Raw genomic sequence first — 20,649 nt, 5'->3', positions numbered from 1 at the left:
ACGCACGACGTGCACGCGCTGATCCTCGGCCGGGCGCAGACCGGGCTGAACGCCTTCGGCGGGTGAGCGGCGGCACCGCCGATCTCCTGATCGAACGGATCGGCGCCGCCGGCGACGGCGTCGCCGCGCTGGCGGACGGCACGCCGGCCTTCATCCCCCACACCCTGCCCGGCGAGCGGGTGCGCGCGCGCCTGCTCGGCCGCCGCGGCGAGGGCCACGCCGCCCTCGCCGAGGCGATCCTCGCCCCGAGCCCCGACCGCGTCGCGCCGCCCTGCCCGCACTTCCTCGCCGGCTGCGGCGGTTGCGCGCTGCAGCACTGGGCCGACGCCCCCTATGCCGCCTGGAAGCGCGCGCGCGTCGCCGAGGCGCTGGAGCGGGCCGGATTCGCCGATCCCGCGGTCGCCGAGCCGGCGCGCACGCCGCCCTGGGCGCGCCGCCGCGCCGATCTCGCGCTGCGCCGCGCGCCGGACGGGAGCGTCGCCATCGGCTTCCACCTGCGCGGCAGCGCCGCGGTCCTCGACCTCGCCACCTGCCACATCCTCGACCCGCGGCTGTTCGCGCTGCTCGACCCGCTGCGCGCCGCGCTGCGGCACCTGAACGCGCTGCGGCGCGAGGGCTCGGCGATCCTGAACCTGCTCGACACCGGGCCCGACCTGCTGCTGCGCACCGACGGGCCGCTCAACGCTCCGGATCGCGCCGCCCTCGCCGCCCTCGCGCGGGCGCAGGCGATCCCGCGCATCGCCCATGCGCGCGGCGAGGCCCCGCCGGAGACCGCGGCGCAGCTCGGCCCCGCCGCCATCCGCTTCGCCGGCGTCGCAGTGGCGCCGCCGCCCGGCGCCTTCCTCCAGGCCAGCCCTCAGGGCGAGGCGGCGATCGTCGCCGCCGTGCTCGCCGGCCTGCCCGAGAGGCTGCCCGCGCGGGCGCGCATCGCCGATCTCTACGCCGGCGTCGGCACCCTCAGCTTCCCGCTCGCGGCGCGCGCCCGCACCCTCGCCTTCGAGGGCGCCGCCGAGGCGCAGGCCGCGCTCGACGCCGCCGCGCGGCGCGCCGGCGCGCGCGTCGAGGCCCACCGCCGCGACCTCGCGCGCCAGCCGCTGCTCCCCGTCGAGCTCGGCCAATTCGCGGCGCTGGTGCTCGATCCGCCCTACGCCGGCGCCGCGGCGCAGATGGCGCAGATCGCACGCGCCGGGCGCGACGCCGCACCGCCGCGCGTGATCTACGTCTCCTGCAATCCCGCCGCGCTTGCCCGCGACGCCGCGGTGCTGCGCCGCGCCGGCTATGCGCTGCACGCCGCGACGCCGGTGGACCAGTTCCTCTGGTCGGCGCAGATCGAGGCGGTCGCCGTCTTCGCGCGCGGCGGCCGCGCCTGACCTGGAGCCGATCGCGGACGGCCGGGAACGGCCGGGAGCGCGAATCGGCTCGGCAGGCGACGAGCGGGAGCCGCTGCAGCGGGCGCAGCCGAGCGGAAACGGCTCTAGCGCGGCTCCGCCCGCGAGAGGTAGAGCATCACCGCTTCGCCGCGGCCGAGGACCTCCTCCGCCGTGCAGGGTCGGGCGCGGCCGTCGCCCTCGACCAGCCGCAGCGGGAAGAGCTGCGCGAATTGCGCGAGCAACGCGGCGGGCTCGGGCACGCGTCGCGCGTCGAAGTCCATCAGCACGCGCAGCCGCGGCTGGCGCGCGATAAGGCCCTGCATGCCGCGCCAGACCTCCCCCTCCGCGCCCGGGACGTCGATCTTGACGAGGTCCACGGGCTCCTCGGCGAAGTCGTCGAGCGCGACGGTCGGCACGGCATGCAGCCGCACGCCCTCGGCGGCCGGTGCCGGTGGCTCGGGCGGCTCGCCGGGAAGGATGCGGGCGGCCTGGGGGTCGGAGATCGGCACCTGCAGCCGCACCGCGCCGCCGCCGCGCGCGCAGACCGCCGCCGCATGCGCGCTTGCCTGCGCGATGCCGTTCAGCGCGAGGCTGCGCACCAGCAGCGCGTGCACCTGCGGGTTCGGCTCGAAGGCGCGCACCCGGCCTTCCGGGCCGACGAGATCGGCGAACACCAGGCTGTAGTAGCCGTAGCTTGCGCCGACGTCGAACGCGGCCTCGCCGCGGCCGAGGTTGCGGGCGACGAACTCCGTCACCCAGTACTCCCAGAAGCCGTCGAGCGCGAGGTGCGGCCCGAGCCCCGAATCGGTGCCCTCGACGAGCAGCTTGTGGTGCGCCAGCACGCGGCAGAGCAGCGTGCCGTCGGGCAGGGCGAGGGTCTGGGTATGGGCGCGGATCACCGCCTCCACCTCCCGCCGGTTGCCTAGGCGGAGCAGCTCGGTGAGGAGGAAGGCGTCGCGCCGGCCGTGGGCGTAGCGGCTGCGCAGGAGCGCCAGCTCGGCGCGGATGTGGAACATCTCCTCGCGCAGCGCTGCGAGTTCCTGCCGCAGCCGCCGCCGCTCGCCGGAACCGGGCCGGGCGCGGAACAGCCCCGAAAGGAGGCGCAGGAGGGGGCTGCCCTGCTCGCGGCCGCGAGCGCGCTCGGGTGGGGGAAGGATCGTCCCGAAGCGATCCCGGCTCGACACGCGCGGCGGCCCTCTCCGGGTGCAGGTTGGCGGGGCGGCAGCGCGCCGTCGGACCAGGCTCCACCCTGGCCGGGCGCCGCGCAGCGCCGACCCGGACGGCGCCGCCCCGTTGCGGGCTTCCCTGCTAGCCCAGCTTCGGCGTGGCCTCAACACCTCGTGAAGCGAGCAGCCGGCGGACCGCGAACCGCTCCCGAAGCAAAAATCGGATTCGCTTCGGATTCGCTTGATTCCGTCCCGCGCCCGGCCACCCTAGGGACGCCAGATCCAGGGAGGTGGGCCGATGAACGAACGCGCCAGCGATGTCTCGCCCGGGCGCCGCCGCGCTCTGCTGCTCGGCTCCGCGGGCCTCGCGCTGTCGGCGCCGACGGTGCTGCGCCCGCGCGACGCCGCGGCGCAGTCCGCCGCCCAGGGCGCGACGCAGGCGCCAGCCCCTGCGCAGGCGCCGGGCTTCTACCGCTTCAGGCTCGGCGCCTTCACCGTCACCATGGTGCACGACGGCGTGTTCCGCCGCCCCGTCGAGGGACTGGTGCGCAACGCGCCGCTCGCGGAGGTGCAGGAGGTGCTGCGCGCGTCCTTCCTGCCGACCGATCAGTTCATCATTCCCATCACTGTCACCTTCGTGGACACCGGCCGGAACCTGGTCGTCTTCGACACCGGAACCGGGGGCCAGCTCGCGCCGACCGCGGGGCAGCTCGCGGCGAACATGCGCGCCGCCGGGCTCGACCCGGCGCGGGTGGGCCTCGTCGTGGTCAGCCACTTCCATGGCGACCACATCAGCGGCCTGACCACGCGCGAGAACGAGGTGGTCTTCCCCAACGCCGAGATCGTGGTGCCGGAGACCGAATGGCGCTGGTGGACCGATCCCGGCAACGAGAGCCGCAGCCCGCAGGGGCAGCGCGGCAATTTCGCCAATGCGGCCCGGCGCTTCGGCCCCTACCGGGACCGGGTGCGCCAAGTCGCGGACGGGGCAGAGGTGGCTCCGGGCATTCGCGCCGTCGCCGCCTACGGCCACACGCCCGGCCACACCTGCTACCTGGTGGCCGACGGCAACGACCAGATGATGTTCGTCGCCGACACCACCAACCGGCCGGAGCTGCTGGCGCGCAGGCCCGACTTCCACGTCGCCTTCGACTTCGACGCCGAGATGGCCGAGCGGTCGCGACGGCGCCTCTACGACCGCGTGGCGGCCGACCGCATGCGGGTCACCGGCTACCACTTCCCCTTCCCCGCCACCGGCTACATGGCGAAGGAGGGCGACGGCTACCGGTTCGTCCTGGCGGACTGGTCGAGCGGCCTCGCCTGACCCGCGGCCGCGCCGGCCCGCGGACCGGGGCGGCGGCGCATCGCCCCCCTTGAACCGTTGCCGCCCCGGGGCGACATCGCAGCGCCATGGACGCACTGATCGCCGGCTACCGGCAGTTCCGGGCGCTGCGCTGGCCGCAGGAGCGCGAGCGCTTCGAGGCGCTCGCCCTCCACGGCCAGCAGCCGCGCGCGATGGTCGTCGCCTGCTCGGACAGCCGCGTGGACCCGACGACGGTGTTCTCCGCGGCGCCGGGCGAGCTGTTCGTGGTGCGCAACGTCGCCAACCTCATCCCGCCCTACGCGCCGGACGCCGCCTATCACGGCACCAGCGCGGCGCTGGAATTCGCGGTGCGGGTGCTGCGCGTGCCGCTGCTCGTCGTGATGGGCCACGGCCTGTGCGGCGGCGTGCGCGCGCTGCTGGAGGGGCCGCCGGAGGGGGCGTCGGACTTCGTCGTGCCCTGGATGCGCATCGCGGAGGCCGCGCGCGGGCGCGCGCTGCGCTGCGAGCCCGCCGAGGCGCGCCAGACGGCGTGCGAGCGCGAGACGGTTCGCCTCTCGCTCGAGAACGCGATGACCTTTCCCTGGGTGCGCGAGGCGGTGGAGGCGGGGCGGCTCGCGCTGCACGGCTGCCGGTTCGACATCTTCACCGGCACGCTCGAGATGCTGGGCCCGGACGGCGAATTCGCGCCGGTGCGCGCCTAGGGCAGATCGCGGACGGCCGGGAACAGCCGGGAGCGTGAATCCGCTCGGCAGACAACGAGCGGGAGCCGCCGCAGCGGGCACAGCCGAGCGGAAACCGCACTGGCGCGGGGGCGCGCCGTCCCCCGCGTCCGCTCAGACGTGGAAGCTCTCGCCGCAGCCGCAGCGGCCCTTCTCGTTCGGGTTGCGGAAGACGAAGCCGGCCGACATCGGCTTCACCTCGTAGTCCATCACCGTGCCGATCAGGAACAGCGAGGCCTTGCGGTCGACGAGGATGGTGACGCCGTTGTCGGTCACCGTCTCGTCCCCCGGGCCCGCGGCGTCGGCCCAGGAGAGGTCGTAGGAGAGGCCCGAGCAGCCCTTGGCCTTGACGCCGACGCGCAGCAGCCTGCCGTGCTCGCCCTTGGCGTAGAGGGCGCGCAGCCGCTCGGCGGCGGCGTCGGAGACGCGCATCAGGGGGGGCAGCGCGCGCTTCGGGCGGGTGGTCGCGGGCGTGTCGGTGGTGGCGCTCATGGCGGGGATGTCGCCTCCGGTCAGTACATGTTCAAGGCGAGGCGGGCGTCTTCGCTCATCCGGCTCGGGTCCCAGGGCGGGTCCCAGACGACCTCCACCTGCACGTCGGTGACGCCGGGGACCATGCGCACCGCCTCCTCCACCTGGCCCGGCAGCTCCTGGGCCGAGGGGCAGGAGGGGGTGGTGAGCGTCATCTCGATCTTCACCCTGCCGTCGTCGGCGATCTCGACGGCGTAGATCAGGCCGAGCTCGTAGATGTCGACCGGGATCTCCGGGTCGAACACCGTCTTGAGCATCTCGATGATCTTCCCCTCGTCCACGCGCGCGGCGGGCGGCGCGGGGGGCGGGGTCTCGCCCTCCGGCGTCCAGGCGGCGTGGACGGGGGCGGCGGCCGCGGCGGGCTGCTCGGTGATGGCGGCCTCGTCACTCACTGCTCGCCTCCTTGGCTCCTTCGAGCGCGGCCTTCAGCGTGTGCCAGGCCAAGGTCGCGCACTTCACGCGGCTCGGGAATTCGTGCACGCCGGAGAGCGGCGCGAGACGCTCCATGTCCTCGGCGATCGCGCCGTCGCAGGCCGGGCAGGTGCCGGTCATGGCGAGGGTGCGGACCTTCTCGCCCATCTCCTTCGCCTGCTCGGGCGTCTTGCCCTTCACCGTCTCCGTCATCAGCGAGGCGGAGGCCATCGAGATGGCGCAGCCGCGGCCCTGGAAGGCGGCGTCGGCGATGCGCCCCTCGGGGGAGAGCTTCAGCCACAGCTCCATCCGGTCGCCGCACATCGGGTTGTCGCCGCGCGCGGAGCGGTCGGCGTCCTCGATCCGGCGGAAGTTGCGGGGCTTCCGGCCGTGGTCGAGGATCACCTCCTGGTAGAGGTCGCGCAGGTCGTCGAACATCAGGCGAAGAACTCCCGCGCCCTGACCAGGGCGTCGGCCAGGAGGTCGATCTCCTCGCGCGTCGTGTAGAGGCCGAAGGAGGCGCGGCAGGTGCCGCCCTCCAGCCCGAAGCGCGCGTGCAGCGGCTCGGCGCAGTGGCGCCCGGCGCGCACGGCGATGCCGGCGCGGTCGAGCAGCGTCGAGAGGTCGTGCGGATGGGCGTTGTCGAGCGCGAAGGAGAACACGCCGCCGCGGTCCTGCGCGCGGCCGAGCAGCGTCAGGCCCTCGACGCCGCAGAGGCGGCGCATCGCGTGGTCCACCAGCGCCCGCTCGTGCGCCTCGATCGCCGGCAGGCCGATCGCCGCCACGTAGTCGAGCGCGGCATGCAGGCCGACGGCCTCGATGATGGGCGGGGTGCCAGCCTCGAACTTCGCGGGCGGCGGGGCCCATTCGCTGCGCTCCAGCGTCACGCTCGCGATCATGTCGCCGCCGCCGAGGAAGGGCGGCATGCGCTCCAGGTGCTCGAGCCGCGCCCAGAGCACGCCGATGCCGGTGGGGCCGTAGAGCTTGTGGCCGGTGAAGCAGTAGAAGTCGCAGCCGATCGCGCGCACGTCCACGCGCCGGTGCACCGCGGCCTGGCTGCCGTCGAGCAGCACCTTCGCCCCGTGCGCGTGCGCCAGCGCGACGATCCGCTCGGCGGGCGTCACCGTGCCGAGCACGTTCGACATGTGCGTGACGGCGACGAGCCCGACCTTCCCGTCGGCGAGCTTCGCCGCGAGGTCCTCGAGGTCGAGCTCGCCGTCGTCGGTCACGCGGCAGACGCGCAGTCCGATCCCCCGGCCGTCGTCGCGCAGCATCTGCCAAGGCACCAGGTTGGCGTGGTGCTCCATCTCGCTGACCAGCACCGCCTGGCCGGGCCGCATCACGCCGCGGCCCCAGGAATGGGCGACGAGGTTGATCGCCTCGGTGCTGTTGCGGGTGAAGACGATCTCGCGCGGATCGGCGGCGTTGAGGAAGCGCGCGGCGGCGGCGCGCGCCGCCTCGTAGGATTCGGTCGCCACCTCGCTCAGGTGGTAGGCGCCGCGGTGGACGTTGGCGTAGGCCGTCTCCATGCAGCGCACCATCGCCTCGATCACCGCGCGCGGCTTCTGGGCGGAGGCGGCGGAATCGAGGAACACCAGCGGCTTCCCGCGCACGGTCCGCGCCAGGATCGGGAAGTCGCGGCGCACGCGCGCGACGTCGAGCGCCGGGGCGGGCTGCAGGGCGACGCTCATGCCGCGAGGCCCTCCTCCTGCCGCGCCCACCAGCCGGCCACGGCGGCGTCGAGCGCGCGCCGCAGCGGCTCGTCGGTGACGCCCTCGACCGCCTCGTGCAGGAAGGCCTCGACGAGCATCGCGCGCGCCCTGCCCTCCGGGATGCCGCGGCTGCGCAGGTAGAAGACCTGCTCGGGGTCGAGCTCGCCCACCGTGGCGCCGTGGCTGCACTTCACGTCGTCGGCGTAGATCTCGAGCTGCGGCTTGCTGTCCATCTCCGCCTCGGGCGAGAGGAGCAGCGCCCGGTTCATCTGGTAGCCGTCGGTCTTCTGCGCCGCCTGGCGGACCAGGATCCGCCCCTGGAACACGCCGCGCGAGCGGCCCATCAGCACCGTATTGTAGGTCTGCCGACTGGTGCAGGAGGGCGCGGCGTGCTCGAGCGCCGTCGTGGTGTCCGCGTGCTGCTCGCCGACGAGGAGCTGGGCGCCGTTCATGTGGCAGGCGGCGCGCGGCCCGACGAGCGCGACATGGATCTCGTTGCGCACCAGCCGGCCGCCGGCGTTCAGCGTGAAGTTGTCGTAGGTCCCGCCGGCGGCGACCCGCGCATAGACGGTGGAGAGCTGGAAGGCGCGCGGCGCCTCCTGCTGCAGGCGGCCGTGGGTCAGCCGGGCGTCCTCCGCGACCGCGATCTCGAAGACCGGGTTGTGCAGGTAGCGCGCGCCCTCCGGCGCGGTCGCGGTCTCGATCAGCGTCAGCCGCGCGCCCCTCGCCAGGCGGACCAGGTGGCGCGGGTGGAAGGCGGCCGGCCGCTCGCTCGCCGTCGCCAGCGAGAGCAGCTCGAGCACGCCGCCGTCCGCGTCCTCCGGCAGGTCGAGCAGCAGGCCGTCCTCGAACAGCATGGTGTTCAGCGCCGCCATCGGCTCCTCGGCGGGCCGGGCGAGGGCGCCGAGGCGGCCCTCCAGCGCGTCCAGCCCGTGCGCGACCGAGGCGGCGGCGAAGGGGAGCCCCCCGAGCGAGGAGAGGTCGGGACGGAAGCGCCCGTCCACGAACACGGCGCGCGCGCCGGCCAGCGGCGGCGGCAGGTCCATCGCGTCGTCCACCGCGGTCAGCGGCTCGTCGAAGCCGGCCTCGGCGACCGGGGCGAGGTCGGTGTACTTCCATGCCTCGACGCGCCGCGTCGGGAAGCCCTGGGCGCGGAACGCCTCCGCCGCGCCGTCGCGCAGCGCGGCGAGCCAGGGCAGGCGCCCGCCCGGAAGCCGCTCGCGCAGCCCCTCGAAGCGGTGCAGGAAGCCCGCGGCACCGGCCTTGTGCGTCACGACGTTCATGCCGCCTGCGCCTGGAGCGCGGCGTAGCCCTCGCGCTCCAGCTCCCTCGCCAGCTCCGGCCCGCCCGAGCGCACGATGCGCCCGCCCACCAGCACGTGCACGCGGTCCGGCACGATGTGGTCGAGCAGGCGCTGGTAGTGGGTGATGACCAGCGCCGTGAAGTCCGGCCCGCGCATCGCGTTCACGCCGTCGGCGACGATCCGCAGCGCGTCGATGTCGAGGCCGCTGTCGGTCTCGTCGAGCACCGCGAGCCGCGGGCGCAGCAGCGCCATCTGCAGGATCTCGTTGCGCTTCTTCTCGCCGCCGGAGAAGCCGACGTTGACGCTGCGCTTCAGCATCTCCTCCGGCATCGAGAGCGCGCGCAGCCGCTCGCGCGCGAGGCGGAGGAACTGCATCGCATCCAGCTCCGGCTCGCCCCTCGCGCGGCGGATCGCGTTCAGCGCCGTGCGCAGGAAGGTGGCGTTGCCCACGCCCGGCAGCTCCACCGGGTACTGGAAGGCGAGGAAGAGCCCCGCCGCGGCGCGCTCCTCCGGCTCCAGCGCGAGCAGGTCGAGCCCGTCCCAGGTCGCGCTGCCGCCCGTCACCTCGTAGCCCTCGCGCCCCGCCAGCACGTAGGCGAGCGTGGACTTGCCCGAGCCGTTCGGGCCCATCACCGCGTGCACCTCGCCGGCCGGCACCGCCAGGTCGATCCCCTTGAGGATCGGCTTGCCGTCCACCGCGGCGGTCAGTCCCTCGATCTTCAGCATGTTCAGCCCACCGAACCCTCAAGCGAGATCTGCAGCAGCTTCTGCGCCTCGACCGCGAACTCCATCGGCAGCTCCTTCAGCACCTCGCGGCAGAAGCCGTTGACGATCAGCCCCACCGCGTCCTCCTCGGAGAGGCCGCGGCTGCGGCAGTAGAAGAGCTGGTCCTCGGCGATGCGGCTGGTGGTCGCCTCGTGCTCCACCTTCGCGCTCATGCAGCGGTTCTCGATGTAGGGCACGGTGTGGGCGCCGCAGCGGTCGCCGATCAGCAGGCTGTCGCACTGGGTGAAGTTGCGCGCGCCGACCGCCTTCGGGCTGATCCGCACCAGGCCGCGGTAGGTGTTCTGCCCGTGGCCGGCGCTGATGCCCTTGGAGATGATCGTGCTCCTCGTCCGCGGGCCGAGATGGATCATCTTCGTGCCCGTGTCCGCCTGCTGGAAGTTGTTGGTGATGGCGACGGAGTAGAACTCGCCGACCGAATCCGGCCCCTGCAGGATGCAGGACGGGTACTTCCAGGTGATGGCGGAGCCGGTCTCCACCTGCGTCCAGCTGATCTTGCTCCGCGCGCCGCGGCAGGCGCCGCGCTTGGTGACGAAATTGTAGATGCCGCCCCGCCCCTCGGCGTCGCCCGGGTACCAGTTCTGCACCGTGGAGTACTTGATCGTCGCCTCGTCGTGCGCGACCAGCTCCACCACGGCGGCGTGGAGCTGGTTCTCGTCGCGCATCGGCGCGGTGCAGCCCTCGAGGTAGCTGACGTGGCTTCCCGCCTCGGCGATGATCAGCGTGCGCTCGAACTGCCCCGTGCTCTTCGCGTTGATGCGGAAGTAGGTGGACAGCTCCATCGGGCAGCGCACGCCCTTCGGGATGTAGACGAAGGACCCGTCGGTGAAGACGGCGCTGTTCAGCGCGGAATAGAAGTTGTCGGCCGGCGGCACGACGCTGCCGAGGTACCTCCGCACCAGCTCCGGGTGCTCGCGCACCGCCTCGGAGATGGAGCAGAAGATGATGCCGTCCTTCTCCAGCCGCTCCTTGAAGGTGGTGGCGACGCTCACGCTGTCGAACACCGCGTCCACCGCGACCGGCGCGCGCGCCGTGCCGTCCGGCGAGGTGGTGACGCCGGCGAGCCACTCCTGCTCCTTCAGCGGGATGCCGAGCTTCGCGTAGGTCTTCAGCAGCTCCGGGTCCACCTCGTCGAGCGACTTCGGCCGCCGCTTCGGCGCGGCGTAGTAGTAGGCGTCCTGGTAGTCGATCGGCGGGTACTTCACCGCCGCCCAGCGCGGCTCGCTCATCGCCTGCCACGCCTTGAAGGCGCGCAGGCGCCACTCCAGCAGCCACTCGGGCTCGCCCTTCTTGCGGCTGATGAAGCGGATGATGTCCTCGTTCAGCCCCTTGGGGGCGAACTCCATCTCGATGTCCGTCTCGAAGCCCCACTTGTAGGTGCCCTGGGTGACGGACTGGACGGTCTCGAGCGTCTCGTTGACGGCTGGCATCTCGGTCGTGACCTATGCGGTGGCGGCGAGGGGCGCCGCAGGGCGGGCCGGCGGCGCGACCGGCGCGGCGCGCGGCGGGGCGAGGTCGGCGATGGTGATCCCGGACAGCGCGTCGCGTATCGCCCGGTTCACCGGGTCCCAGCGGCCGCGAACGGGGCAGAGGTCCTCCGCCTCGCAGTGGCCGACCGCCGAATCGACGCAGGCGGTGAGCGCGATCGGCCCGTCTATGGCCGTAATCACCTCGGTCAGCGGCATCTCGGCGATCGGCCGGGTCAGGCGGTAGCCGCCGCGCGCGCCGCGCAGCCCCTCGACCAGGCCGGCATGGGCCAGGATCTTGAGCACCTTGGCGACCGTCGGCTCGGCGATGCCGGTCGCGGCGGCGAGGTCCGGGGCGGCCTGCACGCCCTCCCCTTCCTCGAGCCGCGTCAGCACGACGACGGCGTAATCGGTGAGCTTCGAGAGACGCAGCATCGGATCGCCCCGCCGGGCCCTGCCTCCACGCTAATCCGGACCTTTCCGGTCCGGATTGCAGATGCCCCCGCCCCCGCCCGGAGTCAAGCGCCCCCGGGCGCTTGTCCAGGGCGCCCCCGGCCCGCATGCTCGCCGCGTGCTGTTGCGCACCGGGAGGGACGGGCATGCCTACGCTTCGCGCCAACGACGGGGTCGAGCTCTACTACGAGGAGGTCGGCTCCGGCACGCCGATGGTCTTCGTGCACGAATTCGCCGGCGACCTCCGCTCCTGGGAGCCGCAGCTCCGCTTCTTCGGCCGGCGCTACCGCTGCGTCGCGTTCAACGCCCGCGGCTACCCGCCTTCGGCCGTGCCGGGCGATCCCCGGGCCTACTCCCAGGACCGCGCGACGGACGACATCGCCGCCGTCATCAAGGGGCTGAACCTCGCTCCGGCCCATGTGGTCGGCCTCTCGATGGGCGCCTTCGCGACGCTGCATCTCGGGCTGCGCCATCCGGCGCTCGCGCGCAGCCTGGTCGCGGCCGGCGTCGGCTACGGCGCGGAGCCCGGCAAGCGCGACCAGTTCCGCGCCGAGGTCGAGGCCACCGCCGCCCGCATCCGCGCCGAGGGGATGGCGCGGATGGCGGCCGTCTACGCCCGCGGCCCCACCCGCCTGATCCACGAGGAGAAGGACCCGCGCGGCTACGCCGAGTTCCGCGCCCAGCTCGCCGAGCACTCGACGGAAGGCTCGGCGCTGACGATGCTCGGCGTGCAGCGGGAGCGGCCCTCGCTGTTCGACCTCGCGGACCGGTTCCGGGCGCTGCGCCTGCCCACCCTCGTCCTCTGCGGCGACGAGGACGACCCGACGCTGGAGCCGGGCATCTTCCTCAAGCGCACGATCCCCACCAGCGCGCTGCAGGTCCTGCCGAAGTGCGGCCACGCGATGAACCTGGAGGACCCGGACGCCTTCAACCGCGCGGTGCTCGACTTCGTCACGCTGGTGGACGCCGGCCGCTGGACGGCGCGCATCCCGGGCACGCTGGGCGGGGGGATCATCGCCGCGAGGGAGGAGCGCTGAACCGCCGGCGGAGCCCCCGGTCCCGCCCCCCGGGCGCGGCGGGCCCCGCATCGGCGGCCGTCGGCGCGCCCAGCATCCGGCGCGCCGCGGTCATGAAGCGGGCGCGAAACAGGATCGCGCCGGATTGAAACCGAAGAAACACGGTTCTTGATCCTTCGCAATCGGGCTGCAACGCGGCTGCGGCATGCTCCAGCGCGTCGCCGGGCGCCCCCGGCCCGGCGGCGAAGGATCTCAGAGCCATGCGTGCCCCGCCCCCCGCCCCTTCGGCGACCCGCCGCAGCCCGCGTCTTGCGGCGGTCGCCCTTGGCCTGCTGCTCGTCCCGGCCGCCGCCGGCGCCTCCCCCCTCTCCCCCCATGCCGGGGCGATCGGGGCGGGCAGCATCGCGTCTCCGAGGCTTCCCGCCGCCCTGTCGCCCTCGACCGGCGAACTGCCGCGCTGGGGTGCGATCTACGCCACGCCCTCCGCGATCGGCTTCGGCCTGACGGTGGGGCGCGCCGACCGGCAGGAGGCCCGCCGCGCCGCGGAGCGCGAGTGCCGCAGCGCCGGCCTCGGCACCGACGGGCCCGCCGCGCGGTGCCGGCTCCTCGCCGAGTTCGCGGAACGCTGCGCCGCCGTGGCCCAGGGCATCGAGCATCGCCCCCCGCAGGGGCGCGGGGCACGCCGCGCGCCTCCGGGCTATGTCGTCACCTCGGTTGCCGCGGGCGCGGGACGCACCCTCGACGAGGCCGAGACCGCCGCGATCGAGGCCTGCGAGGAGGCCGACCGGCGCGGCTTCTGCCTGATCGCCGCCTCCGCCTGCGCGCCGCGCTGAGGCGCGTCCGGGACGGGAGCGGACGGCGGCCCCCCCTGGACTCGCGCGCCCGCGCCGCGCTCTGATGCGCGCCTGCGCAACGGGAAGGAGCGATCCGGCGCGATGGACGGAGGCGTGCGAGCCCAGGGCTATTCCCCGAGGACCTTCCGGGCCCTCACCTTCCACGACGCGACGGCGCGCTTCCGCGACGGAGCGGACACGCCACGCGCCTATCTCGAGCGCTGCCTGGAGACCATCGCCGCGCGCGAGCCGGTGGTGAAGGCGTGGGTCGTGCTGAACGAAGCCGGCGCCCGCGCCGCGGCGGACGCCAGCACGGCGCGCTGGAGGCAGGGCCGCCCGCTCTCGCCGATCGACGGCATGCCGATCGGCATCAAGGACCTGCTCGAGACGAAGGACATGCCCACGCAGATGGGCGCCGAGGCCTATCGCGGGAACTTCCCGAAGCGGGACAACGCCGCCGTCTGGGCGCTGCGCCAGGCCGGCGCCGTGATCCTCGGCAAGACCGTCACGGCCGAGCTCGGCGGCGCGCATCCGGGACCGACCACCAATCCCTTCGACCCGGCGCGCACGCCCGGCGGCTCCTCCTCCGGCTCCGCCGCCGCGGTGGCGGCGCGGATGGTGCCGGCGGCGATCGGCTCGCAGGTCGGCGGCTCGATCATCCGGCCGGCGGCCTATTGCGGCAACGTCGCGCTCAAGCCGACCCAGGGCGGGATCAACCGCGGCGAGCGCCAGGCGACCTCGATGAGCACCCACGGGCCGCACGCCGGCTGCATCGAGGACATGTGGCAGGTCGCCATCGAGATCGCGAGGCGCGTCGGCGGCGATCGCGGCGCGCCCGGCCTGTTCGGCCCCGACCATCCGCCGGCGGCGGCGAGGCCGGAGCGGCTGATCGTGATGGAGACCGAGGGCTGGGCCGCGCTCGACGCCGCCACCAGGTCGGCCTTCGAGACGCTGCTCGAGCGCCTGCGCGGCGCCGGCATCACCCTGCTCCGCCGCGCCGACCACCCGCTGATCGAGGCCTTCGAGCAGTCCATCGCCGACGCCCGCGCGATCTGCGGCGCCATCACCGCCTGGGAGAACCGCTGGGCCGCGCGCAACCTGGTGGACCAGCACCCGGACGGGGTGAGCGAGCGCTACAAGGCGGTGCTCGCGAGCGCGGAGCGGATGACGCCGGAGGACTACCGCCTCCGCCTGCTGCGGCGCGAGGAGGCGCAGCGCCGGCACGCCGCCATCGCGCCGCTGGCGGATGCCGTCGTCGCCCTCGCCTGCCCCGGTCCGGCGCCGCCCTGGTCCGGCGACGTGCCGGGCCAGCCCCTGGCGCCGCGGCCGACCGGCGACTTCGTGTTCAACGCGCCGAGCTCCCTGCTCTTCGCGCCCGCCGTGACGGTGCCGCTGATGGCGGTGGGCGGCATGCCGGTCGGCGTGCAGGTCATGGGCCAGCCGCACACGGACGCGCGCGCGACGGCGCTGGCGCGCTGGCTGCTGGAGAACGTCGCGCCGGTGGAGGCGTAGCAGCGCGACCATGCGCCGGCTCCGCCGACCGCTCGCGCTCCTCGCCGCGCTGCTGCTGCTGCTCGGCGGCGCGGCCCTGCGCGTCACCCATGCCTTCGGCGTGGCCGCGCCGCCGGCCGGCTCCGCCGCGGCGCCGGAGCGGCCAGCGGCTGCGGAGGATCCGCATGGCGCCTGCGGCGCGGTGCGGATGGTCGCGGGCGTGATCCAGGTCGGGGACGGCGCCTGCGACCCGCATGGCGAGGGTCGGGCGCGCGCTTCGGCCTGCGCCCTGGCTTGCGCGGCGGCCGAGCACCTGCTCGGCGTCTCGCCGCCGCCGCGCCCCGTTCTCGCCCGCAACGCGTTCGGACCCGCTCCGCCCCTTGTCCGCGCGGGCCACGATCCGCAGCCGGAGCCTCTCCCCCCGCGGACGGCGTAAGCGCGGCCGGCCTCGCGCCGACCGCACCGCGACCCGCGTCATTCGCCAAGGAGAGGATGAGAACGACCATGAGCACGACCCTGTCCCGTCGCGCGGCCGCTTCGGCTGTGCTGTTCGCCGCGTCCATGCCGCCGCTCGCCGCCCCGCGAGCGCAGACCGCGGGACGCCACCACCCGCCGGCCGCCGACGCCGCCCCGGCGCAGGCCGAGCCGCCGGCGGTGCAGGCGTTCCGCGCGGTCGCCGATCGCATGCATCGCGACATGCAGATCAGCTACACCGGCGATCCCGATCGCGACTTCGCCGCGGCGATGATCCCGCACCATCAGGGCGCCATCGCCATGGCGCGCGTGGTGCTCGAGCACGGCAGGGATCCCGAGATCCGCGCCCTCGCCGAGGGCATCATCCGCGCCCAGGAGAACGAGATCGCCGTTCTCCGCGCCTGGCTCGCGCGCGCGGCACGGTGAGCGCCGCCGGTCCGGCGGGGACCGCCGCTGGCCCTCGCCGGACCGATCGCGCGCGGCCGGGACGCCGCCCGTCCGTGTTGCGGCGGCATCACGGTAGGACGACGCGCCATGAGGCTTTCCTCCGGTCTGGGAGCGGCGCTGCTGGCGGCGGTCCGTGCGGTGCAGATGCGCCTGCGCGAGGCCGGCCGCCGCGCAGGCGCCCGGGCTCGATCCCGACAACCTCGCGGTCATGCCGGGCGGCCTGCGCTGAGCGCGAGGGCAGACCGGGCCCGGCGCCGCCGGGCGCGCAGCGCCGTGCCGGCGTCGGGCGGGCGGATTCGCGCCGTCGCGGACCGGCTGCTACGATCGCCGCACGCGCAGGCCTCCGCGCCTCCCGTCCCGCGCGGCCGCCACCCGCCGGGGGGCGCGTCCCGGCCGGCCGCGACGGGAGAACGCCATGCCACGGATGAAGGGCGGCGAGCTGATCGCCGAGTTCCTGCTCCGCGAGGGGATCGACCACGTCTTCGGCCTCTGCGGCCACGGCAATGTCGGCATGCTCGACGCGCTCTACGACCGGCGCGACCGCATCCGCCTGATATCGCCGCGGCACGAGCAGGTCGCGGCGCACATGGCCGACGGCTACTTCCGCGTGAGGCACCGGCCCGCGGCGACGCTGACCTCCTGCGGCCCGGGCTCGGCCAACATCGTCATGGCGCTGGCGGTGGCGCAGACGGACAGCTCGGCGCTGCTCGCCATCACCGCCAACGTGCCGACCTCGCAGTTCAACCGCTCGCCCTTCCAGGAGCTGAACCGGCACTACCAGGCCGACTTCCCGAGCGTGCTCCGGCCGGTGGTGAAGCGCGCCTTCCAGCCGACGCGGGTGGACATGCTGCCGCTCGCGCTCAGGCAGGCGGCGCTGACCATGCTGAGCGGCCGGCCGGGCCCGGTGAACCTCGACGTGCCGTTCAACCTCTTCCAGGAGGAGGACGAGGTCGAGGTCCCGGCGGCCTGGAGCGCGACCAACCCCCGCCGCAGCGGCGCCGCGCCGGAGGAGGTGGCGCAGGCGGCCGGGATGCTGCTCGCGGCCGAGCGGCCGGTGCTGTTCATCGGCCACGGCGTCACGCTCTCCGAGGCGGGCGCGGAGCTGACGGCGCTCGCCGAGCGGCTGCGCATCCCCGTCATCAGCTCGCCGAACGGCATGGGGTGCCTGGACATGGCGCACCCGCTCTCGCTCGGCTTCATCGGGCGCAACGGGGCCTATCCGGCGAACCAGGCGGGGCGCCACGCCGACCTCGTGCTGGCCATCGGCGCGCGCTTCGACGACCGCTCCGCCTCCTCCTGGATCCCCGGCTATTCGTGGAACTTCCCGGCGGCGCGGCTGATCCATGTGGACGTGGACCACGCCGAGATCGGCCGCAACTACACGCCGGACCTCGGCATCCTCGCCGACGCGCGCACCTTCCTGCGCCAGCTCCTGTCCGAGATCGAGGCGCGCCATGCGCCGCCCGGCGCGGGCCGCCTCGCCGCCTGGCACGCCGAGATCGCCGCCTGGCGCAAGGAGTGGGACGACTTCACGCGGCCGAACTTCGAGCGCCACACCTCGCCCATGCGGCCCGAGCGCGTGGTGGCGGACCTGCGCCGGGTGCTGCCGGAGGACGCGATCCTCTCGCTCGACTCCGGCGTGCACCACAACTGGTTCATGCAGTTCTGGACCGCGCGCCGGCCGCAGACGATGCTCAACACCTGGGGCTTCTCGGGGATGGGCTTCGGCCCCTCCTCGATCCTCGGCGCGAAGCTGGCGGCGCCGGAGCGGGTCTGCGTCTCGGTCTGCGGCGACGGCGGCTTCACCATGGTGCCGCACGTGCTCTGCACCGCGGTGGAGTACGACATCCCGGTGGTCTGGGTGGTGTGGAACAACTTCGCCTGGGGGGCGATCCGCGACATCCAGTACGGCCTTTTCGGCGGGCGCGAGATCGGCACCGGCTTCTACGCCGGCGAGAACCGCCGCCCCTACAACCCGGACTTCGCCGCCTGGGCGCGCGCCGCCGGGGTGGAGGGCGTCACCGTGACGCGCTCCGAGGACTTCGCCGGCGCGCTGGAGCACGCGGTGAAGCTCGGGCGCCCGGCGCTGCTCGACGTGCACGTGGACGCCGAGGTGCGCCCGCCCGCCACCGGCACCTGGGCCCTGCCGCCGATCCCGCACAAGGAGCCGGTGTTCGGCGCGCCCTGGGTGCCCGGAGCGGGCCCGGCCGGCGCCTGACCAGCGCCGGGCAGGAGCCGCCGCAGGGCGAAGCCGTCCCGCCACGACGGCCCGGTACCGGGCGTGCGGGCGGAACCGGGGCGGCCGTGCCGACCGGCCCCGGGAGCCAGAATCGCCGGGCTTTCCGGGCGTCGGTCGCAGGGCGCAGGCACGCGCTCCGCGCCTCGCGGCTGCGGGACCTCCGCCTTTCGAGCCGTCCATCACCGGAGCTTGATGCCTGGCCACCTGGGCTTGATGTGCGGCCCGACCGCGGCCGGCCGTATGCATCCAGCCTGAATGACAGCCTTTCTCCCTGCCCTCGCACCGCCGCGCGCTGTCCGAACGGCGACGGCGGAAAGGGGGGTGCGCGACCACTGATCGCCGCGCCTTGCCGGAACGTTGCGACGCTCCACGCCAGCGGGCCGCCTTCGCGCCCGGCGGGGGCAGGCGGCCCGCAGGCCGGGACGGCCCGGCTCCCGGTCCCGCTCGACCGCGGGCGCATCGAGTTCGGGGAGGACACGACGCCGGCATGGATGCACATCCCGACCTCGCCGTATCCCCCTCTGCTTCGCCGCTGGCGAAGGTGATCGGCGCGCTCGGGATCGGCGACGAGATCGACTGGCGTCCCGACCACCTCGCGGCCAGCGCCTGGCTCGAGCACGTCCCTTTCGCCTTCTGGGTGGTCAAGGCGCTCAGGCCGCGCGCGATCGTCGAGCTCGGCACGCATTGGGGAGTCTCCTACGGCGCGTTCTGCCAGGCGGTGGACCGCCTCGCGCTCGCCACGCGCTGCCACGCCGTCGACAGCTGGGAAGGCGATCCGCACGCGGGCGGGTACGGCGAGGAGGTCTTCGCGGCGGTGCGCTCCCTGAACGACACCCGCTGGCGGCGCTTTTCCACGCTGCTGCGCATGACCTTCGCCCGGGCGCGGGAGTTCTTCGAGGCGGGCGAGGTGGACCTGCTGCACATCGACGGCTACCACACCTACGAGGCCGCCGCCGGCGATTTCCGCCTGTGGCGGGAGACGCTCTCCGACCGCGGCGTGGTGCTGTTCCACGACACCAACGTCCGCCAGGACGACTTCGGGGTCTGGCGACTCTGGCACGAGATCAAGGCCGACCATCCTCACTTCGAGTTCGTGCACGGCCACGGCCTCGGCGTGGCGGGCGTCGGCGGCGCGCTGCCCGCGCCATTGCGCGCGCTTTTCGCCGCCGCGGAGGACCCCGGAGCGGCCGCCGCTATCCGCGGGCTGTTCGCGTCGCGCGGCGAGGCGGTGCACCTGCGCTGGCTCGCGCACGACGCCGGAGCGCGGCTGCGTGCGGCGGCGGAGGAGCGACAGGGCCTCTCCGCGCGGCTGCAGGCGCTCGAGGAGGCGCATGGGGCAGCCATCGCCGCCGCCGACGAGCGGCTGCGGGCCGCCGAAGAGAGACTGCGCTCCGCCGAGGCCGCGTGGCGGCAGGTCGAGCGGCGCGAGGCGACGTTGCGCGACCGGCTGCGGATGGCCGAGCGCGGGGCCGAGGCGCTGCGCGCCCGAACCGCCGAGGCCGAGGCGGCGGCGCACCGTCTCGCGCAGGACGCGGCCGCCCTGCGCGCACGGTGCGACGCCCTGGTGCGCTCCACCTCCTGGCGCATCACGCGGCCGCTGCGCGCTGCGGTCGGCCTCGCCCGACGCGAGCCCGCCTATGTCGCGCGCCTGCGCGGCCTGCTCGGGCGCCCTGCCGCTCCCCCCGCCGCGCCTGTCTTGCCCGGCGCGCCGGTGGCGACGCCCGCGCTGGCGCCGGCGGCCCCGCCCCGTCCCGCCCCGCTGGCCTGCGCGACCCTGGTGGCGAGCCGCCTGCCCGCGCCGTTGCTCACCTTTCCCGATCCCGACAGCCCGCGCCGCCTGACCATGCTGACCGACAGCATCAACGCGGGCAGCCTCTTCGGCGGGGTCGGCACCGCGATGATCCTCGCCGTCCTGCTCGCGCGGCGTCTCGGGGTGCCGCTGCGCGTCGTGACCCGCACCGAGCCGCCGGAGACGGCCAATTTCGGCGCCGTTCTGCGCGCGCAGGGCGTACGCTGCGACGGCAACGTCGAGTTCCTGCACTCCGGCCCGTCGGGCGTCGGGCGCAGGGTGCCGATCGGCGCAGGCGACGTCCTGCTCACCACCTCCTGGTGGACGACCTGGGCGGCGCTCGCCGCCGTCCGCCCGGACCGGATCATCTACCTGCTGCAGGAGGACGAACGGCTGTTCTACCCGGCCGGCGACCAGCAGCTCCGCTGCCGGGAGGTGCTGTGCGACACGCGGCTCCGCTTCGTCCTCAACACCGCGGCGCTGCGCGACCACCTGGCGCGGGACGGGATGCGCGGCGTCGCGGCGAACGGCATCGCCTTCGAGCCCGCCTTCCCCGAGGCCATCTACCACCGGGAGCCGCGCCCGGCAGGGGCGAAGCGGCGGCTCTTCTTCTACGCCCGCCCGAGCAACGACCGGAACCTGTTCCTCAGGGGCCTGGAGGCGCTGTCCGGCGCGCTGGTGGCCGGCCACTTCCCGCCCGAGGAGTGGGAGCTGCACTTCGTCGGCAAGGACGTGCCGGAGCTGGTGATGCCCGGCGGCGTGCGCCCGCATGTCGCCGAGAACCTCCCCTGGGAAGAGTACGCGGCGCTGGTCCGGAGCGTCGATGTCGGCCTGTCGCTGATGTACACCCCCCACCCGAGCTACCCGCCGCTCGACCTCGCGGCGAGCGGCGCGGTCGTGGTCACCAACCGGTGCGGCGCCAAGACGTCGCTCGACCACTACTGCCGCAACATCCTCTGCGCCGAGCCGTCGGTGGAGGCGCTGGTCGCGGCGCTCGCCGAGGCGGAGGCGCTCGCCGCGGACGAGCCGCGGCGGGCGGCCAACCACCGAGAGGCGCGGATCGGCCGGGACTGGGAGGCGGCCCTCGCCCCGGTCGTCGAGCGCCTCGCGGCGGCGGGCTGAGGC

19 protein-coding genes are annotated in these 20,649 nt (G+C 74.6%); 10 read left to right on the top strand and 9 right to left on the bottom strand.

Annotation, left to right across the window (positions count from 1 at the left end):
• Positions 1-62: 62 nt before the first annotated feature.
• A complete protein-coding gene (locus tag IEX99_RS20190; RefSeq protein WP_188903656.1) occupies positions 63-1,370 on the top strand; it encodes a class I SAM-dependent RNA methyltransferase in 1,308 nt (435 codons plus the stop codon).
• Positions 1,371-1,474: 104 nt separating this feature from the next.
• Here the strand turns inward: IEX99_RS20190 and IEX99_RS20185 are convergent, their stop codons facing one another.
• Positions 1,475-2,554, bottom strand: coding sequence for an FkbM family methyltransferase (locus IEX99_RS20185; protein ID WP_188903655.1), 1,080 nt, complete (start codon positions 2,552-2,554; stop codon positions 1,475-1,477).
• Positions 2,555-2,834: 280 nt separating this feature from the next.
• On the opposite strand from IEX99_RS20185, the gene IEX99_RS20180 reads away from it, so the two are divergent.
• On the top strand, positions 2,835-3,857 hold the full coding sequence (locus tag IEX99_RS20180) for an MBL fold metallo-hydrolase (RefSeq protein WP_188903654.1): 1,023 nt from the start codon (positions 2,835-2,837) through the stop codon (positions 3,855-3,857).
• 86 nt (positions 3,858-3,943) lie between these two features.
• Positions 3,944-4,558: a carbonic anhydrase gene (locus tag IEX99_RS20175; RefSeq protein WP_188903653.1), complete on the top strand. Its 615-nt coding sequence runs from the start codon at positions 3,944-3,946 to the stop codon at positions 4,556-4,558.
• 132 nt (positions 4,559-4,690) lie between these two features.
• Here the strand turns inward: IEX99_RS20175 and IEX99_RS20170 are convergent, their stop codons facing one another.
• The 8 genes from IEX99_RS20170 to IEX99_RS20135 are packed head-to-tail and all read right to left on the bottom strand — an operon-like array spanning position 4,691 to position 11,217.
• The gene (locus tag IEX99_RS20170; RefSeq protein ID WP_188903652.1) at positions 4,691-5,068 is read right to left on the bottom strand and encodes a HesB/IscA family protein; all 378 of its coding nucleotides are present in this window, start codon (positions 5,066-5,068) and stop codon (positions 4,691-4,693) included.
• Positions 5,069-5,088: 20 nt separating this feature from the next.
• Positions 5,089-5,499: an SUF system Fe-S cluster assembly protein gene (locus tag IEX99_RS20165; protein ID WP_229678173.1), complete on the bottom strand. Its 411-nt coding sequence runs from the start codon at positions 5,497-5,499 to the stop codon at positions 5,089-5,091.
• Entirely contained in the window at positions 5,492-5,956 is a 465-nt protein-coding gene (gene sufU / locus IEX99_RS20160; RefSeq protein ID WP_188903651.1) for a Fe-S cluster assembly sulfur transfer protein SufU, read from the bottom strand. The genes IEX99_RS20165 and sufU overlap by 8 nt, the downstream gene beginning before the upstream one ends.
• Positions 5,956-7,209 (bottom strand): aminotransferase class V-fold PLP-dependent enzyme, encoded by a 1,254-nt coding sequence (locus IEX99_RS20155; protein ID WP_188903650.1) that lies wholly within the window; start codon positions 7,207-7,209, stop codon positions 5,956-5,958. Before IEX99_RS20155 ends, sufU begins: the two co-directional genes overlap by 1 nt.
• Positions 7,206-8,513 (bottom strand): Fe-S cluster assembly protein SufD, encoded by a 1,308-nt coding sequence (sufD, locus tag IEX99_RS20150; protein ID WP_188903649.1) that lies wholly within the window; start codon positions 8,511-8,513, stop codon positions 7,206-7,208. The genes IEX99_RS20155 and sufD overlap by 4 nt, the downstream gene beginning before the upstream one ends.
• Entirely contained in the window at positions 8,510-9,259 is a 750-nt protein-coding gene (gene sufC, locus IEX99_RS20145) for a Fe-S cluster assembly ATPase SufC (RefSeq protein ID WP_188903648.1), read from the bottom strand. Before sufC ends, sufD begins: the two co-directional genes overlap by 4 nt.
• A gap of 2 nt (positions 9,260-9,261) precedes the next feature.
• Entirely contained in the window at positions 9,262-10,746 is a 1,485-nt protein-coding gene (gene sufB / locus IEX99_RS20140) for a Fe-S cluster assembly protein SufB (protein ID WP_188903647.1), read from the bottom strand.
• Positions 10,747-10,758: 12 nt separating this feature from the next.
• Positions 10,759-11,217, bottom strand: a complete 459-nt coding sequence (locus IEX99_RS20135) for an SUF system Fe-S cluster assembly regulator (protein ID WP_188903645.1) — start codon at positions 11,215-11,217, stop codon at positions 10,759-10,761.
• 164 nt (positions 11,218-11,381) lie between these two features.
• Here IEX99_RS20135 and IEX99_RS20130 point away from each other — a divergent pair, with 164 nt between their 5' ends.
• The 7 genes from IEX99_RS20130 (at position 11,382) to IEX99_RS22600 (ending at position 20,646) form a co-directional block, all read left to right on the top strand.
• Positions 11,382-12,272, top strand: a complete 891-nt coding sequence (locus IEX99_RS20130; protein ID WP_188903643.1) for an alpha/beta fold hydrolase — start codon at positions 11,382-11,384, stop codon at positions 12,270-12,272.
• A gap of 239 nt (positions 12,273-12,511) precedes the next feature.
• Positions 12,512-13,084 carry a DUF4189 domain-containing protein gene (locus IEX99_RS20125; protein ID WP_188903641.1) on the top strand — a complete coding sequence of 191 codons (573 nt, stop codon included), beginning with the start codon at positions 12,512-12,514 and terminating at the stop codon, positions 13,082-13,084.
• A gap of 102 nt (positions 13,085-13,186) precedes the next feature.
• Positions 13,187-14,596 carry an amidase gene (locus IEX99_RS20120; protein ID WP_188903639.1) on the top strand — a complete coding sequence of 470 codons (1,410 nt, stop codon included), beginning with the start codon at positions 13,187-13,189 and terminating at the stop codon, positions 14,594-14,596.
• Between the two features lie 10 nt (positions 14,597-14,606).
• The gene (locus tag IEX99_RS20115) at positions 14,607-15,011 is read left to right on the top strand and encodes a hypothetical protein (protein ID WP_188903637.1); all 405 of its coding nucleotides are present in this window, start codon (positions 14,607-14,609) and stop codon (positions 15,009-15,011) included.
• A 68-nt stretch (positions 15,012-15,079) separates the two neighbouring features.
• Positions 15,080-15,475: a CopM family metallochaperone gene (gene copM / locus IEX99_RS20110; RefSeq protein ID WP_188903635.1), complete on the top strand. Its 396-nt coding sequence runs from the start codon at positions 15,080-15,082 to the stop codon at positions 15,473-15,475.
• A gap of 436 nt (positions 15,476-15,911) precedes the next feature.
• Positions 15,912-17,714, top strand: a complete 1,803-nt coding sequence (locus IEX99_RS20105; RefSeq protein WP_188903633.1) for a thiamine pyrophosphate-binding protein — start codon at positions 15,912-15,914, stop codon at positions 17,712-17,714.
• A gap of 508 nt (positions 17,715-18,222) precedes the next feature.
• Positions 18,223-20,646, top strand: a complete 2,424-nt coding sequence (locus IEX99_RS22600; protein ID WP_229678172.1) for a class I SAM-dependent methyltransferase — start codon at positions 18,223-18,225, stop codon at positions 20,644-20,646.
• Positions 20,647-20,649: the final 3 nt, after the last annotated feature.

The sequence above is a fragment of the Caldovatus sediminis genome, from assembly GCF_014644455.1.
Lineage (GTDB): Bacteria > Pseudomonadota > Alphaproteobacteria > Acetobacterales > Acetobacteraceae > Caldovatus > Caldovatus sediminis.
This window is presented reverse-complemented; position numbering and strand designations above follow the sequence as displayed.

Excerpts from the sequence above, each read along its gene's own strand:
- IEX99_RS20105 (WP_188903633.1), top strand. The coding sequence starts at position 15,912 with ATGCCACGGATGAAGGGCGGCGAGCTGATCGCCGAGTTCCTGCTCCGC.
- IEX99_RS20115 (WP_188903637.1), top strand. The coding sequence starts at position 14,607 with ATGCGCCGGCTCCGCCGACCGCTCGCGCTCCTCGCCGCGCTGCTGCTG.
- IEX99_RS22600 (WP_229678172.1), top strand. The coding sequence starts at position 18,223 with ATGGATGCACATCCCGACCTCGCCGTATCCCCCTCTGCTTCGCCGCTG.
- copM (WP_188903635.1), top strand. The coding sequence starts at position 15,080 with ATGAGCACGACCCTGTCCCGTCGCGCGGCCGCTTCGGCTGTGCTGTTC.
- IEX99_RS20170 (WP_188903652.1), bottom strand. The coding sequence starts at position 5,068 with ATGAGCGCCACCACCGACACGCCCGCGACCACCCGCCCGAAGCGCGCG.
- sufU (WP_188903651.1), bottom strand. The coding sequence starts at position 5,956 with ATGTTCGACGACCTGCGCGACCTCTACCAGGAGGTGATCCTCGACCAC.
- sufB (WP_188903647.1), bottom strand. The coding sequence starts at position 10,746 with ATGCCAGCCGTCAACGAGACGCTCGAGACCGTCCAGTCCGTCACCCAG.
- IEX99_RS20155 (WP_188903650.1), bottom strand. The coding sequence starts at position 7,209 with ATGAGCGTCGCCCTGCAGCCCGCCCCGGCGCTCGACGTCGCGCGCGTG.
- IEX99_RS20125 (WP_188903641.1), top strand. The coding sequence starts at position 12,512 with ATGCGTGCCCCGCCCCCCGCCCCTTCGGCGACCCGCCGCAGCCCGCGT.
- IEX99_RS20175 (WP_188903653.1), top strand. The coding sequence starts at position 3,944 with ATGGACGCACTGATCGCCGGCTACCGGCAGTTCCGGGCGCTGCGCTGG.
- IEX99_RS20135 (WP_188903645.1), bottom strand. The coding sequence starts at position 11,217 with ATGCTGCGTCTCTCGAAGCTCACCGATTACGCCGTCGTCGTGCTGACG.
- IEX99_RS20120 (WP_188903639.1), top strand. The coding sequence starts at position 13,187 with ATGGACGGAGGCGTGCGAGCCCAGGGCTATTCCCCGAGGACCTTCCGG.
- sufD (WP_188903649.1), bottom strand. The coding sequence starts at position 8,513 with ATGAACGTCGTGACGCACAAGGCCGGTGCCGCGGGCTTCCTGCACCGC.
- IEX99_RS20130 (WP_188903643.1), top strand. The coding sequence starts at position 11,382 with ATGCCTACGCTTCGCGCCAACGACGGGGTCGAGCTCTACTACGAGGAG.
- sufC (WP_188903648.1), bottom strand. The coding sequence starts at position 9,259 with ATGCTGAAGATCGAGGGACTGACCGCCGCGGTGGACGGCAAGCCGATC.
- IEX99_RS20180 (WP_188903654.1), top strand. The coding sequence starts at position 2,835 with ATGAACGAACGCGCCAGCGATGTCTCGCCCGGGCGCCGCCGCGCTCTG.